Raw genomic sequence first — 13,701 nt, forward strand, 5'->3', positions numbered from 1 at the left:
GGCACTGTCAAGAAAACAGGCGTGAGTTCGCCTGCCGCGCCGCCTCGATGCGGCGCGCGGATGGGAAGGGGAACGGCGTTGTGCTTGGCGTCTACTTGCGCAGCTTGGCCAGTTCGGCCTGCAGCGCGGTGACCGTCTCGACGCCTGCGATGGCCGCGTGCTTGTCGATCACCGGCTTCAATTTCTCGCGGATCTTGGCCAGCTCGGCCGGGCTGAATTCGCTGACCTGCATGCCGGCCTTCTTCAGTGCGTCCAGCGCTTGGCCGGTCTGCTCGCTCGCCACCTGGCGCTGGTATTTCGCGGCCTCGGCTGCAGCGTCGCTGAAGAGCTTCTTCTCGTCATTGCTCAGTGCGCCCCACAGCTTCTGGCTAACCAGCACCGCCTGGTGGTTGTACTGGTGGTTGCTCAGCGTGAGGTACTTCTGAACCTCGAAGAACTTGTTGATGTTGATGACCGACAGCGGGTTCTCCTGGCCGTCGATGGCTTTCTGCTCCATCGCCGCGTAGACCTCGGGGAAGGCCATCGGCGTAGGGTTGGCGCCCAGCGCGCTGACCCAGTCGACGTTGATCGCATTCGGGATCACGCGCAGTTTCAGGCCGGCAATGTCCTCGGCCTTGGTCAGCGGCCGTTTGCTGTTGGTCAGCTGGCGGAAACCGAGGTCGAAATAGGTCAGGCCGTGCAGGTTCTTGGCGTCCAGCTTGGCCAGCATCATCTGGCCGAACGGGCCGTCCACCACCGCGTCAGCCTCCTGCGCGCTGCCGAACATGAACGGGAAGTCGAACACCGCAAACTCCTTGACCTGAGAGGCCAGGATGCCGGCGTTCAGCGTCACCATCTCCAGCGTGCCACCCTGCAGCGCCGAGACGTTCTGCGCGTCCCCGCCCAGCACGCCGCCCGGGAACAGCTTGACCTGCAGTTTGCCGCCGCTCATGGCGGCCAGCAGCTCGGCGAACTTCTCCATGCCCATCACCAGCGGATGGCCCTTGGGGTTCTGCGTGGCGAACTTGATCGTGCGTTCCTTGATGTCCTGCGCAGTGGCGGCACCCAAGGCGGCCAGGCTCAGCGCGGCCAGCGTGGCCTTCAGGAAAAATCGCTTCATGGGGTCGTGTCTCCGTTTTTATGAATGACAAGGGAAAGGCGGGACGGTGTTCAGCTGTGGAACCAGCGCGCCGGGCCAGTCACCAGCCAGGGGAAGAACACCATCAGGAACATCACGATGAACTGCGCGGTCATGAAGGGCAGCACGCCGCGCGTGACCTCGTCCATCTTCATGCGGCCCACGCCAGCCACCACGTTGAGCACCGTGCCCACCGGCGGCGTGATCAGGCCAATGGCGTTGTTGATGATGAACAGCACGCCGAAGTAGACCGGGTCGATGCCCGCGGCCCTGACGACCGGCATCAGCACCGGCGTCATGATCAGGATGGTGGGCGTCATGTCCATCGCCGTGCCCACGGCCATCACCAGCACCATCATCGCGATCAGCAGCAGCGTCTGGTTGCCCATGAAGGGCTCCAGCAGCGAAATCATCTTGGCGGGGATGTCGGCCACGGTGATCAGCCAGGCCGAGACCATGGCCGCCGCGACCAGGAACATGATGACCGCGGTCGTCTTCGCGGCGGTGACGAACACGTCCTTCAGCTGGCGCCAGTGCAGTTCGCGGTAGACCAGCGTGGAGACCAGCAGCGCATAGACCGCCGCCACCACCGCCGCTTCGGTCGGCGTGAACACGCCCATCTTCAGGCCGACGACGACGATCACCGGCAGGCCCAGCGCCCAGGTCGATTCGCGCAGCGCATGCAGCCGCTCGGCCAGCGAAGCCTTGGGCGGCGGCACGATGTTCTCGCGCTTGGCGACCCACCACCACGCGATGGCAATGCTCAGCCCCATCAGCAGCCCGGGCACGATGCCGGCGAGGAACAGCTTGCTGATCGAGACGTTGGCCGCGACGCCGAAGATCACGAAGCCGATGGACGGCGGGATCACCGGGGCGATGATGCCGGCCGAGGCGATCAGGCCGCCGGCACGCGCCTTGTCATGGCCGGCGCGCACCATCATCGGCAGCAGCAGCGAGGCCAGCGCCGCGGTGTCGGCCACGGCAGATCCAGACAGCGCCGCCAGCATGCAGGCCGCGACGATGGCCACGAAGCCCAACCCGCCTCGGCGGTGGCCCACCAGCGACAGCGCCAGCTTGACGATGCGGCGCGACAGCCCGCCCACGTTCATGACCTCGCCGGCCAGCATGAAAAACGGCACCGCCAGCAGCGGAAAACTGTCGGCCCCGTTGATCACGTTCTGCGCCAGGATCTGCGCATCGAACATGTCCAGGTGCCACATCAGCGCCACGCCCGAGAGCAGCAGCGAATAGGCGATGGGCACGCCCAGCGCCATCACGGCGAGCAGCGAACCGAGGAAGATGAAGACGGTCATGGCACAGCTCTCTCGGCTCAGCGCGGGAAGGTCATCGAGTTCGGGCCCTGCCCGATGGGCGGCGCCTTGTCGTGGCCCAGCGCTTCCATGACCGCCAGGTCTTCTGACTCCTGCACCATCACCAGCTCGTCGTCGGCCAGTTGGCCGCTGAGCGTGCGCACCAGGTCGCGCAGCAGCAGCACCGCGGAAGACACCGAGAACAGCACGCCCGAGCCGTAGAAGATCGCCACCGAGGCACCGGTCACCGGCGCCTCCACGTCCCAGTTGATGCGCGCCTGTGCCAGGCTGCCGGAGAACAGCAGCCAGGTGGCGTACAGCATCAGCAGCTGGCCCAGCGCCAGGCAGACCTTCTTGCCGGTCGGCCCCAGGCGCGAGACCAGCATGTCCGAGCCCAGGTGGCCGTGGTCACGAAGCGCAACGATGGCGCCCAGGAAGGTCATCCACACGAACAGCCAGCGGCTGAGTTCTTCGCTGACGGCAATGCCCGAATTGAAGCCGTAGCGCAGCAGCACGTTGCCAAACACCAGCAGCACCATCAGCGCCAGCATCAGCGCAATCGTGTACTCCAGCAGGCGGCAGTAGCCGTCGATCAGTTTCTTCACCGTGTCTCCTTGGGGCCTCGAAATGCCCACCCTGGCCAGCCGCGCCTGTCCCGGCGCGATCTGCACGACACGTAATGTACGAACTGGTTCGTTTTATAAATTCGGGGTTTACCCCTGCGGCGCGACACACTCCCGGCGAGTGTTGGCGTCAATGCCGCCCCCTCCCCGCAGTGCGCCAGTCCTGCGTCAGGCCGGTGGTTGCGTCTTCAGCCTGCTCAGCATGTCCTTGAGCGTGATGTGTTCGATGACTCGCAAAAGACGACCCTCCAGCGCGTAGTGGGCTGCCCGCGCTGGCGGGCACTCCGAGGCGAAGTCCTCGTGCTCCTTCTTGATGACAGCAAACTCGCGCTCGACTCTGGTCGCAACATCATTGACGATGTCTTGGGCAACCTTCGTCGGAAGTCCGAGGATTTGGCCCGCCTCGACAACGGAGGCAAGGGTGACTTCACGAAACGTCAGGGCGCCAGGCAGAGCGTAGGTCATCTTGACGTCGCTCCAGCGACCAGCCTCATCGGCGAGGGCCCTGGTGTGGTACGCGCCAGTGCACAGCAAGTCATAGTGCGGCGCCATCCTGACACCTTCGTGGTCGACAAAGAAGCTGAGGTTCTTCAAGTGGGAGTCGTCATTGGCGACCACGATGTTGAACACCAGCCACCTGAACAACGCCAGCGCGGTGGCAAGCTTGTTGGTGCACTTGGCAATGATGGCAACGAGCGCATCGAGGTTGGCTCCGGCGTGCTTGAAGAGGCGGTCCTTGTTCAGCAGCTGGCAGGCGTCAATCACATGCAGCCGATGCACCACTGGTGGTATCCCTGCGGCTCGCCTGGCGTTGCCCACCCTCTCCGTTCGTCTGTCGAAGCGCTGGATGAAGTACACCGGTTGCGGCACATACCTCAGCGCCACATGGGGAATTGACAACCTGGCGGCGCGGGCCATCCGCATGGTGGTGAATTCATTGAAGGCGGATGCTGGATATGTCTGCGCCTGTGGGTGGTCCGGCTTCAGGATGTAGGTGGACGGTGTCGCGCCTACGGGCTCGAAGACCTTGTCGCCCAACATGGAGACCAGCAGCTTGTGCTGGGCCCCGGCCACCGACATTCGCTTTGGCGCGCCCTTTGTCAGCGTCACCCTGGGTAAATTGGCGATGCGGCCGCTGAGCTCCTCGTCAGTCAGTTCGATGTATTCGGCAGTGTCCAGCAGGTCCTGGCCGGGCGGCAACAGGGTCAGTGAGCCAGTCGACTCCGCACCCAGGTACTCCAGCAACGCAAAAGCGTCTTGCGAGTCCCGGATGTTGGCCTCTTTCGCGATGTCGACGCGCAGCTGCTCTTCGGGCAGGAGGTTATCGAAGTACCACTGGACTGGGCGCATAGACCCGCCATCGAGATGTTCGAGCCGCGCACGCGGCAGGGCCGGCGAAATGTCGAAGCTGCGTTCAAGGCTGACCCACTGCGGGTCGTAGGTGAAGCGCCAGATGCCATCACCTTCTCCGAGTACTCCGACCTGGTTTTTGGCGATGAAGACGTTCAACGTGCGCATGTCAGACGCTCTCATCGTCCGGCAGGTTCTGCTTGTCCGCGCGAGCCCTTTCAAGGCGCTTCAATGGCTCCATGGCTGCCTCAGGGACGTCGACAGAGAGCTCGATGCCCACGAGGCTCAGGAAGGCCATCATCGTGCTCAGCTTCGCCTGGCCTTTCTCTACACTGGTGGCGGTTTGCTTGCTGACGCCAACGGTCTGCGCCAACACGTCCAGTGTCACATGACTGTTGCGGCGCACCGCTCGGAGAGCCAAGCCAAGTTGTTCTGGCGACTTGATGACGACTTTCACTGTCAAAACTCCTAATTTCTTAGGAACTCTACCAGCCAGTCATCGTTAGAGCTACTGTTTCGCCTAAGAACTTAGGAATTTCCGGATTGGCTCAACTCGATTACGGATTTCTCCTAAGAATTTAGGCGAATCTTAGCGAGCCCACCCCGGCGAAGCGCCTGAAAGCCCGCAGCCCTGAGCTACTTCAGCACGAAGCGCACCACCATCTCGACGACATTGCTGCGGCGCGTCGCGAGGTTCCCGGCGGCCTGCATGTCGCGCTTGAAGATCAGCCCGAAGGTGTGCTGGTTCGAGACGTTGAAGAAGCTCAATGCGGAGATCGAGGCATGGATGTCGATCGCATCCAGCCCGGCGCGGAACACGCCTTCGGCCACACCGCGCTCGTAGAGCTGGCGGATCGCGTCGATGGCCGGCACGTTGAGCTGCTGGATCTTGCTGCTCTGGGCAATGAACTGCCCGCGGTTCATGTTCTCGGACATCACCAGCCGGATGTACTGCGGGTGGCCCTGGTGATGGTCAAACGTGAACTCCACCAGCCGGCGCAGCGCCCGCTCCGGCGGCAGATCTTCCAGTTGCTGCTGCGCCTCGATGGCGCGCATCCGGCGGTAGGCCTCCTCCAGCACCGCAAGGTACAGCCCGTCCTTGCTGCCGAAATAGTAGTAGATCATCCGCTTGCTGGTGTGCGTGGCATCGGCGATCTCGTCGATGCGCGCCCCCGCCCAACCCTTCTCGGCGAATTCGCGGTAGGCCACCTCCAGGATGCCGGCCATCGTGCGCTCGGGATCGTTGGTGCGCGTGGGCGCGGGCTTCGCGCTGCGTTTTGCCGCGGTCTTGGCCGGAACCTTCTCCCGCGCTGCCCCCGCCGTCTTCTTCCCAGGCATTGGCCTGGTGGCGACATGTACCTTCTGGTTCATTCGACGAGTATAGGGCGCGGGAACCAGTGAAGAGACGTCGTGGCGGGCCGCCTCAGGTGGCCTGCAGCGAGGCATCAAGCGTCGCAAGTCGCATCGCGTAGATGCCTCCAACAGGGCCCACGGAGCGGTGGCGCAAAACAACGAATCAGCGCCGGGCAAGCGACCACATGGTCGGCAACGGTGGAATGAACCTCACCCGACTGGCGTAGGCCTGCAATGTGAGCCAGTCGGCAGCGTCTCGCCATTCCAACCGAAGCTGTGGCGCCAGCAAGTCATGGGCAGCCGAGATGATCGACTCGCAGCGATCTTCGTCGGCAATCAAGGCATCGACCGCCGCCTCTATGGAAGCTCGGTTGGCCTGCACAGGTACGTAGTGCACCCCAGCCACCAGGCCGGCATCAAGTGCGGTTTCCCATTCGCTTTCGACCAGGAGCACCACCGAGTTTGAGAGCAGGCTCCAGTACTTGTTGGAGCCTATGTCATTGCCATCGATCACCAGCAGGAACTTGGATTGCCTCAGTTGCTGCATGGGCAACCGCTGACCAATCAATCCCTGCAATAGATCGCGCAGTGGAGGGCTCTCATCCATGCGTTGGCGCTGGGCGTCGGTCAGTGTGATTTTCACATCGGCAAACAAGCTCTCGCGCAACGCATTCGCCACCCGCCAGCGCGTGACCTTCCGACCCTGAACAAAGTCCCTGGGGCTCACTGTCTTGCCAAACACTGATTCGGCCCACCAGAGCTCATCACCCCAATCGCTCAGCGTCCCGGTCAAGCTGCCGCGCCAGGCCACTTGGTTGCGCTTGGCCCGGAAAGGCGCAGGGTCGGCGAGGTCCGGCAAATTCGGCCCGCCAGGACCCATGTAGAAGCGGGGAAGTGGCATCAGCACAACCTGCCCGCGCTGGACTGCGCGCCGACAATACTGAATCACCGGTATGTTCCCAAGGCTAGGCAGCTTGCTGCGGTAATCCCAACCCTGCGCATCGCACCAGTTGGTCAAGAACTTGCCCTGAATACCCCATGACCAAACCAGGTTCGCAAACCTCGTCTGGCGAATGCCCAGTTGCGGCCGCCCGACGCGACGGCCGCTGCGCTCGAAGCACTGGTTTTCCTCGGACCACGTGCAAATCTGATCAAATCCGTTGAGCGCGTCATAAGCCCGCGCATGGCTGTCGTAGAGCGCCATGTCACGAACGAGGCTGCACACCTGAGGCAGGTCGTCGCGCCAGTCAACGGTATGGCCCGCCGGCCAACCGGCCCAGCGGTGAGCCACCTGTGTCGTCAACCAATCGTTCAAGCGGTCCTCCCCGGCCGTTACCCAAGCCTCAACTGTATGCGGTTGGTTAGCCGCTGCCAAAGGCCAGGCAGGCTCGCTGGGGCCGAGAACGCTCCGGCGCGACCTGCGCCTGCGTGCCTGTGCGCCCCTGCGGGCACGCTCAAACAGGGCATGTGTCCCGCACGGCAACGGCCGGTGCTGTTTCGGTCGCCAAGACAAGTTCGCCGATACGCTCGGCAATGAAAGCCGCGTCCCGGTCCACCCCGGAAAAGCGACCCGAACCCCAGGTGTGCAGCCACGGCAGGCCGAGGAAATAGAGCCCTGGCACACCGGTCACGCCACGCTCGTGCACCGGGTGGCCACGGCCGTCGAACACCGGGGCTGCCAGCCAGCGAAAGTCCGGCGCGAAGCCGATGCACCAGATGACGGAGGTGAAGCCGGACGCACTGAGCGACAGCGTCTCGCGCTCGCCTTCCGGCGCCCACAGCGGCGTGTAGACGCTGGGCGGCGGCGCGTCCAGGCCGAGCTTGGCAATGTGCGCGTCGATGCTGGCGTTGATGCCGTTGTAGGTGCGGTCGGCACTGTCCAGCGCGGCAGTCAGCCTGGGCGCGAAGCGCAGCGTGTCGCCGTCCAGTGCCTGCAGCGAGCCGTAAAGCGGCATGCCTTCGAGGGCGAAGCGGCGCAGGTCGATGTCGCGCCCGCCATCGCGGCCGGTCACGTAGTGGTTGGTGTTGTCGCGCACGCCTTCGCGCAGCGGGTGGGCGGTGACCGGCATGTCGTAATAACCCATGTCGGCCAGCCAGTCGACCACGTCGCGCCCGCGGTAGAAGCGCGCGCAGCGCGGCGCGTCGCCCACCGCCAGCACGACCTCGCGGCCGGCCAGGTGCAGGTCCTCGGCGATCTGCGCGCCGCTTTGCCCAGCGCCCACCACCAGCACCTTGCCAGCCGGCAGCTGATCGGGGTTGCGGTAGTCGGCCGAATGCAGCTGCGTGACGGACGCCGGCAGCCGCTCGGCCAGCCGCGGCACGATGGGTTGGTGATAGCCGCCGGAAGCCACCACGACCTGGTCAGCCGTGTACTCGCCGTCACTGCTGCGGACCTGGAAGCCGCCGCCCGGCAGCGGCCGAACCGACTCGACAGCCACGCCCTCGCGCAGCGGCGGCTTCAGCTTGGCCAGGAACCCGTCCAGGTACTCAACGATCTCGCCCTTCTTCATGAAGCCATTCGGCGCCGGCCCGGCATACGCATGGCCCGGCAATGCGCACTGCCAATTCGGCGGCACCAGCGTGAAACTGTCCCAGCGCTGCGTTTGCCAGGTGTGCATGGCCTTGTGCTTCTCCAGCACCAGATGGTCCACGCCGGCAGCCTGCAGGTGATGGCTCAGCGACAGGCCGGCCTGCCCTCCGCCGACGATGAGCACGGAATGATGAGGGAGAGATACAGACATGGCGTGGCGCCTTTCCAGTGTGTTGGCGGAGAGATTTCACATTCCGTGGCACCACACACCGTTCGGGCTGAGCCTGTCGAAGCCGGCGCACAGCGCGACGCGGGCACTTCGACAGGCTCAGTGCGAACGGGGGAGGTCATCGCGGAAGTTGGAGGTCGGGTCAGATTCGATTAAACAGGTATTTCTTTTTCTCAATCGGCCGGACCGAAAGCAAGCAGGCGAACACAGGCTTCCGGCGTTTGCGCAAAGGACGCGGCGCGGCGCTCGGTGTCGCTCAGCTGATCGCTGGCGCGCGAACAGGTGAAGCCGAACTTGGCCTGCACGCGCTCGTTGGCAATGGCCGTGGCTTCGCGCAAGCGGCGCAGGAATTCGGGCAGCGGGTAGTCCTGCTGCAGCGCGAAGTAATCCTGGATCACCAGCGAAGGCGAGTAGCAGGTGGTTTCGCTGGCATCGGGCCAGCGGACGGTGTAGTGCATGGCGGGCATGACGGCTCCAGCGGGTTCAGGTTCAGGAAGAAAGGTCGCATGACAGCGCGGTGCGCTCGGCTTGTTCGGCACGGCTCACGCCGGTGCGCAAGGCGTGCCGTTCCAACACGCGCTGGTACCAGCCCTCGTGCAACGCGGCACTGCGGGCTCAGCTGCATTGCCAAGACAATGCACCGCGTCACTCGCCAGCGTGCAGGGCCATCCCCTGTCGTTGGCGGCACCGACCTCATGACAGATCCAGACCCCCACACGACATCACTCGCGCAGAAGTTGCATGCGAAGCGCTTCGCCGTCTTGTCGGTCCTGTGCCCGATACCACTGGCGGTGACGTGTGTCGCCCTCGCCGAAATTGAGCCCGGAAGCCATTGGGCGTTGCTGGTGGCGGCGGTGGCGGCGGTGGCGGTGGCATTACCGCCCTTTGCGAGCGCGTTGCTCGGTCTTGTGTCGCACCTGCGCCAGGAACGCGCGCTGAAGTGGGTGGGGCTGGGCCTGCTGCTGTCATTGGCACCACTGAGCTGGGCTCTGTACCTGCTGACGCACATTCAGGTCGGCTTCTGATTCCGGACCTCTCGCGACCGCCAGCCAAGCATGAAGTCGCCAGCCAAAGCACAATGTGGCCCGCCCCGCCCCACCCGGTTGATCGCCGGAACCGGGGCATTCCCTTCGCCCTCACAGGCTTCGGCTGTCCCATGCGCAAGCTCCTTCCTTCCCTTCTGCTGGCCATCTCCGCCGCACTGACCGCTTCTGCCCATGCGCAGGAGGCGGACGTGATCGTCACCATGAACTCGTATGGGCCGGTGCAGATCGGCATGCCGATCGGTGAGGTGCGCGGGTTGCTGCAGAAGATGGGGCGCAAGGACCTGCCGGCGGTGGGCCGGCTGGCCAAGGCGAGATGCGGGCATTACCGCGCGTCGGACGAACTGCAGTTCGGGGTCGAGGGCGGCAAGGTGGTGCGCATCGCGACGAAGGAGAAGTTCGTCGTCACGCCTTGGGGCATCCGCGTGGGCTCGTCCATCGAGCGGGTGCGACGGGCGCTGGGCTCGCGCGCGGAAGACCTGCAGGCGGCTCATGCCGCCGATGTGAACGAGCGCAGCATCCTGCTGACCTCGGGCGACAAGCGCTTCGCCATCCGCGTCGAGGCCAATGTGTCGGTCACCGAGATCAAGGTCGGCGCCGAGCCGGCGCTGCGGCAACCCGGCGGCTGCGCGTAGGCGCGGGCCGTCAGGCGACGGCGTCTACGCGTACCGGGGCCGTTTTCACGGCCGGTGGCGGGCAAACGACGGCCATCGGAACCTCAGCAGTCTGCGGGATGGACAGGCCAGGCCAGATCCCTATGATCGGCCGCAACACCTTCGTTGCCCCTTCCGGAGCCCCCCCGTCATGAACCACTCCCTCTTGCGCTCGATCGGCCTTGGCCTGCTGCTCGCCCTGCCGCTGGCCGGTGCCGGCGCGCTCGCGCAGGTGCTGTACACCGCCACGCCGATCCAGCAAGAGAAGGAGGCGCGCATCGAGGCCTCGCAGCTGAACAGTAAAGGCCAGGTCGCCGGCTACCTGAGGGGCAAGGACGGCGTACCGCGGGCTTTCGTCACCGGGGAGAACGGCCTCGGCATGACCGTGTTCGACGTCGCCGAGGACACCAGCCTCCTCACCGTCTACGGGCTCAACGATGCCGGCCAGATCGTCGGGCAGATGGCCGCCGGGGGTTTCCTGGGCCAGCCCGGCGGCGGCGCGCTGCAACCCCTCAGCGAGCTGTTCAACGGCAAGTCCATCGGGGCCGCGTTCAGCATCAACAACCTCGGGCAGATCGTGGCCTACAACGGCGGGGCCACCGCGGGGCTGGTACTGGACCTGACCACCGGGAACGTGCAGACCCTGGCGGACTGGGGCGCGCGCATGACGCCCACGGACATCAACGACGAAGGCGTCGTCGTGGGCAGCGGTCATGTGACGGGCCCCCGCGTTGGCCGCGACCTGGCCTTCGTGAGCGAGCCGCCCTACACCCAGAGCGTCCCCTTGCACAACGTGAAGCTGGCCACGCAGAGCACCGCGATGGCGGTCAACCGGCAGGGGCGCATCGTGGGCCGATACCTGCTGCGGGGCACTGGCACCTCCCGGGCTTTCGCGGCCGAGCCGGGGTCGACCCTGCGCGACCTGAACCTGCCGCAGGATGCGCACACCTGGGCCGTGGACATCAACGACGACGGCGTGATCCTCGGCAAGATCGACTATCTCCACACACCCGAAATCGACGGCTTCATCTGTTCCGGCGATTGCAGCGATGTGCTGAAGCTGACGCCGGTGACCGCCCTGCCGGAGGGCGTGCGCATCACCAACGTGCAGCACATCAACAACCGCGGCCAGATCCTGGTCTACGGCAGCGACGAGCTCTACTACCTGCTCACGCGGGTCGACTGAGCCCCGGCGCCGAACTGGTTTCCCAGCGGTTTCGCGCACACCTCACCCCACAAAAAGGGCCGCAACAGCCCCGCTCTTCCGCGGAACCCGCGTCTCACCATCAGCCTACCCTGCAGGGGCTGTTCCTGTGCTCCCAGCTGCGGCCTGACCGCGGCGCCACCAGGAGGGTTTGGCGATGACGTCCTGTCTTGTTCTGCTGCTCGCGGCCGGCCTGGTGTGGCGCGTGCTCGCGCTGCAGCATGCCCTGGGGCGCTACGCGCTGGTGCGTCGGGAGCGCCACGGCTGGCGGAGCCAGGAATTGCGGCGCCGTTCGGCCAACGCCCGCATGCCGCATGACTCGCAACCTTACCCGCAGCCACGCGAGTTCCGCGTGCGCTGCCAGCGCTGGGCCGGCATCCCGGTCTGGCGCGCGGAATCGGTGGTCAGCCTGCCGCCGAGCACGGCCGGATACGTCGAGCGCGTGGCCGCTGCGGACTACGACCATCTGTTCCCGGTGCCGTTTTCGCTGCGGGGGCACTGACGCTGACCGGCGGGCCCTGGCCTCAGGCAGCCATCGCCAGGTCCTGGGCCGCCCGGCCTGCCTGCGCTGCCGGCTGGAAGGCCTGGATGCGCTCGGCGAGGAAGGCCGCATCGCGCGCGACGCCCGAAAAACGGCCGGAGCCCCAGGTGTGCAGCCACGGCAGGCCCAGCACGTAGAGGCCTGGCACGGCGGTCACACCGCGTTCATGCACCGGGTGACCACGGCCGTTGAAGATCGGCGCGTCCAGCCATCGGAAGTCCGGTGAGAAGCCGATGCACCAGATGACCGAGGTGATGCCGGACGCCGCCAGCGAGAGCGTCTCGCGCTCGCCCTCCGGCTGCCACACCGGCGTGTAGACGCTGGGCGGCGGCGCGTCGAGGCCCTGCCGCGCGATGTGCTGGTCGATGCTGGCGTTGATGCTGTTGTAGGTGCGGTCAGCGCCGTCCAGCGCGGCCCGCAGCGTGGGCGCAAAGCGCAGCGTGTCGCCGTCCAGTGCCTGCAGCGAGCCGTAAAGCTGCATGCCTTCAAGGGCGAAACGGCGCAGGTCGATGTCGCGCCCGCCGTCGCGGCCGGTCACGTAGTGGTTGGTGTTGTCGCGCACGCCTTCGCGCAGCGGGTGGCGCGTGACCGGCATGTCGTAGTAGCCCATGTCGGCCAGCCAGTCGACGACGTCGCGCCCGCGGTAGAAGCGCGCGCAGCGCGGCGCGTCGCCCACCGCCAGCACGACCTCGCGGCCGGCCAGGTGCAGGTCCTCGGCGATCTGCGCGCCGCTCTGCCCGGCGCCCACCACCAGCACCTTGCCCGGCGGCAGCTGATCGGGGTTGCGGTAGTCGGCCGAATGCAGCTGCGTGACCGAGGCCGGCAGCCGCTCGGCCAGCCGCGGCACGATGGGCTGGTGGTAGCCGCCGGAAGCGACCACGACCTGGTCCGCGGTGCACTCGCCGTCACTGCTGCGGACCTGGAAGCCGCCATCCGGCAGCGGCTTCACCGCCTCGACCGCCACGCCCTCGCGCAGCGGCGGCTGCAGCTTGGCCCGGAACCCGTCCAGGTAGGCCGCGATCTCGCCTTTGTTCATGAAGCCATGCGGATCTGGCCCGTCATATGGGTGCCCTGGCAGCGCGCACTGCCAGTTCGGCGTGACCAGCGTGAAACTGTCCCAGCGCTGCGTGCGCCAGGTGTGCATGGCCTTGTGCTTCTCCAGGATCAGATGGTCCACACCCGCGGCCTGCAGGTGATGGCTGAGCGACAGCCCGGCCTGACCGCCACCAACGATGAGCACGGAATGATGAGGGAGAGATACAGACATGGCGTGGCGCCTTTCCAGTGTGTTGACATGAAGATCTCACATTCCGTGGCAACACACACCGTTCGGGCTGAGCCTGTCGAAGCCGGCGCGCAGCTCGACGCGGGCACTTCGACAGGCTCAGTGCGAACGGGGAGGTCATCGCGGAAGTTGTAGGTCGGGTCGGATTCGATTAAAAAGATGCCTCAATCAGCCGGTCCAAAGGCCAGCAGTCTCACGCTGGCTTCCGGCGTCTGGGCAAACGTCTGGGCGCGACGCTCGGTGTCGCCCAATTGATCGCTGGCGCGCGAGCAGGTGAAGCCGAACTTGGCCTGCACACGTTCGTTGGCAATGGCCGTGGCTTCGCGCAGGCGGCGCAGGAACTCGGGCAGCGGGTAGTCCTGCTGCAGCGCAAAGAAGTCCTGGATCACCAGCGAGGGCGAGTAGCAGGTGGTCTCGCTGGCATCGGGCCAGCGGACGGTGTAGTGCATGGCAGGCATGGTGG

Annotated in this window: 15 protein-coding genes; 4 read left to right on the forward strand and 11 right to left on the reverse strand. The window is 65.6% G+C overall.

What is annotated here, in order from left to right; genetic code table 11:
• Window positions 1–91: 91 nt before the first annotated feature.
• From AC3WR5_RS24765 to AC3WR5_RS24805, 9 genes are all read right to left on the reverse strand, one after another.
• Window positions 92–1,099 (reverse strand): TRAP transporter substrate-binding protein, encoded by a 1,008-nt coding sequence (locus AC3WR5_RS24765; protein WP_492487894.1) that lies wholly within the window; start codon window positions 1,097–1,099, stop codon window positions 92–94.
• A 50-nt stretch (window positions 1,100–1,149) separates the two neighbouring features.
• Window positions 1,150–2,430 carry a TRAP transporter large permease subunit gene (locus AC3WR5_RS24770; RefSeq protein WP_492487895.1) on the reverse strand — a complete coding sequence of 427 codons (1,281 nt, stop codon included), beginning with the start codon at window positions 2,428–2,430 and terminating at the stop codon, window positions 1,150–1,152.
• Window positions 2,431–2,447: 17 nt separating this feature from the next.
• Complete coding sequence (locus AC3WR5_RS24775; RefSeq protein ID WP_492487897.1) at window positions 2,448–3,032, reverse strand: TRAP transporter small permease; 585 nt, start codon at window positions 3,030–3,032, stop codon at window positions 2,448–2,450.
• 186 nt (window positions 3,033–3,218) lie between these two features.
• The gene (locus AC3WR5_RS24780; RefSeq protein ID WP_492487899.1) at window positions 3,219–4,568 is read right to left on the reverse strand and encodes a HipA domain-containing protein; all 1,350 of its coding nucleotides are present in this window, start codon (window positions 4,566–4,568) and stop codon (window positions 3,219–3,221) included.
• Window position 4,569: 1 nt separating this feature from the next.
• Entirely contained in the window at window positions 4,570–4,857 is a 288-nt protein-coding gene (locus AC3WR5_RS24785; protein WP_141287804.1) for a helix-turn-helix domain-containing protein, read from the reverse strand.
• 179 nt (window positions 4,858–5,036) lie between these two features.
• Entirely contained in the window at window positions 5,037–5,771 is a 735-nt protein-coding gene (locus AC3WR5_RS24790) for a TetR family transcriptional regulator (RefSeq protein ID WP_492487900.1), read from the reverse strand.
• 145 nt (window positions 5,772–5,916) lie between these two features.
• Window positions 5,917–7,068 carry a glycosyl transferase family 90 gene (locus tag AC3WR5_RS24795; protein WP_492487901.1) on the reverse strand — a complete coding sequence of 384 codons (1,152 nt, stop codon included), beginning with the start codon at window positions 7,066–7,068 and terminating at the stop codon, window positions 5,917–5,919.
• A 139-nt stretch (window positions 7,069–7,207) separates the two neighbouring features.
• The gene (locus AC3WR5_RS24800; protein WP_492487903.1) at window positions 7,208–8,494 is read right to left on the reverse strand and encodes an MSMEG_0569 family flavin-dependent oxidoreductase; all 1,287 of its coding nucleotides are present in this window, start codon (window positions 8,492–8,494) and stop codon (window positions 7,208–7,210) included.
• A gap of 191 nt (window positions 8,495–8,685) precedes the next feature.
• The gene (locus tag AC3WR5_RS24805) at window positions 8,686–8,979 is read right to left on the reverse strand and encodes an MSMEG_0570 family nitrogen starvation response protein (RefSeq protein WP_492487905.1); all 294 of its coding nucleotides are present in this window, start codon (window positions 8,977–8,979) and stop codon (window positions 8,686–8,688) included.
• 228 nt (window positions 8,980–9,207) lie between these two features.
• On the opposite strand from AC3WR5_RS24805, the gene AC3WR5_RS24810 reads away from it, so the two are divergent.
• The 4 genes from AC3WR5_RS24810 (at window position 9,208) to AC3WR5_RS24825 (ending at window position 11,914) form a co-directional block, all read left to right on the forward strand.
• Window positions 9,208–9,537, forward strand: coding sequence for a hypothetical protein (locus tag AC3WR5_RS24810; RefSeq protein WP_492487906.1), 330 nt, complete (start codon window positions 9,208–9,210; stop codon window positions 9,535–9,537).
• Window positions 9,538–9,668: 131 nt separating this feature from the next.
• Entirely contained in the window at window positions 9,669–10,190 is a 522-nt protein-coding gene (locus tag AC3WR5_RS24815; RefSeq protein ID WP_492487908.1) for a hypothetical protein, read from the forward strand.
• Window positions 10,191–10,359: 169 nt separating this feature from the next.
• Window positions 10,360–11,394 (forward strand): hypothetical protein, encoded by a 1,035-nt coding sequence (locus tag AC3WR5_RS24820; protein ID WP_492487910.1) that lies wholly within the window; start codon window positions 10,360–10,362, stop codon window positions 11,392–11,394.
• Window positions 11,395–11,569: 175 nt separating this feature from the next.
• Window positions 11,570–11,914 (forward strand): hypothetical protein, encoded by a 345-nt coding sequence (locus AC3WR5_RS24825; protein ID WP_492487912.1) that lies wholly within the window; start codon window positions 11,570–11,572, stop codon window positions 11,912–11,914.
• 22 nt (window positions 11,915–11,936) lie between these two features.
• Here the strand turns inward: AC3WR5_RS24825 and AC3WR5_RS24830 are convergent, their stop codons facing one another.
• Together AC3WR5_RS24830 and AC3WR5_RS24835 are read right to left on the reverse strand one after the other, a co-directional pair.
• Window positions 11,937–13,220 (reverse strand): MSMEG_0569 family flavin-dependent oxidoreductase, encoded by a 1,284-nt coding sequence (locus AC3WR5_RS24830; RefSeq protein ID WP_492487914.1) that lies wholly within the window; start codon window positions 13,218–13,220, stop codon window positions 11,937–11,939.
• Window positions 13,221–13,402: 182 nt separating this feature from the next.
• Window positions 13,403–13,696 carry an MSMEG_0570 family nitrogen starvation response protein gene (locus AC3WR5_RS24835; protein ID WP_492487915.1) on the reverse strand — a complete coding sequence of 98 codons (294 nt, stop codon included), beginning with the start codon at window positions 13,694–13,696 and terminating at the stop codon, window positions 13,403–13,405.
• Window positions 13,697–13,701 lie beyond the last annotated feature (5 nt).

The sequence above is a fragment of the Ideonella sp. FW305-24 genome, assembly GCF_058788035.1.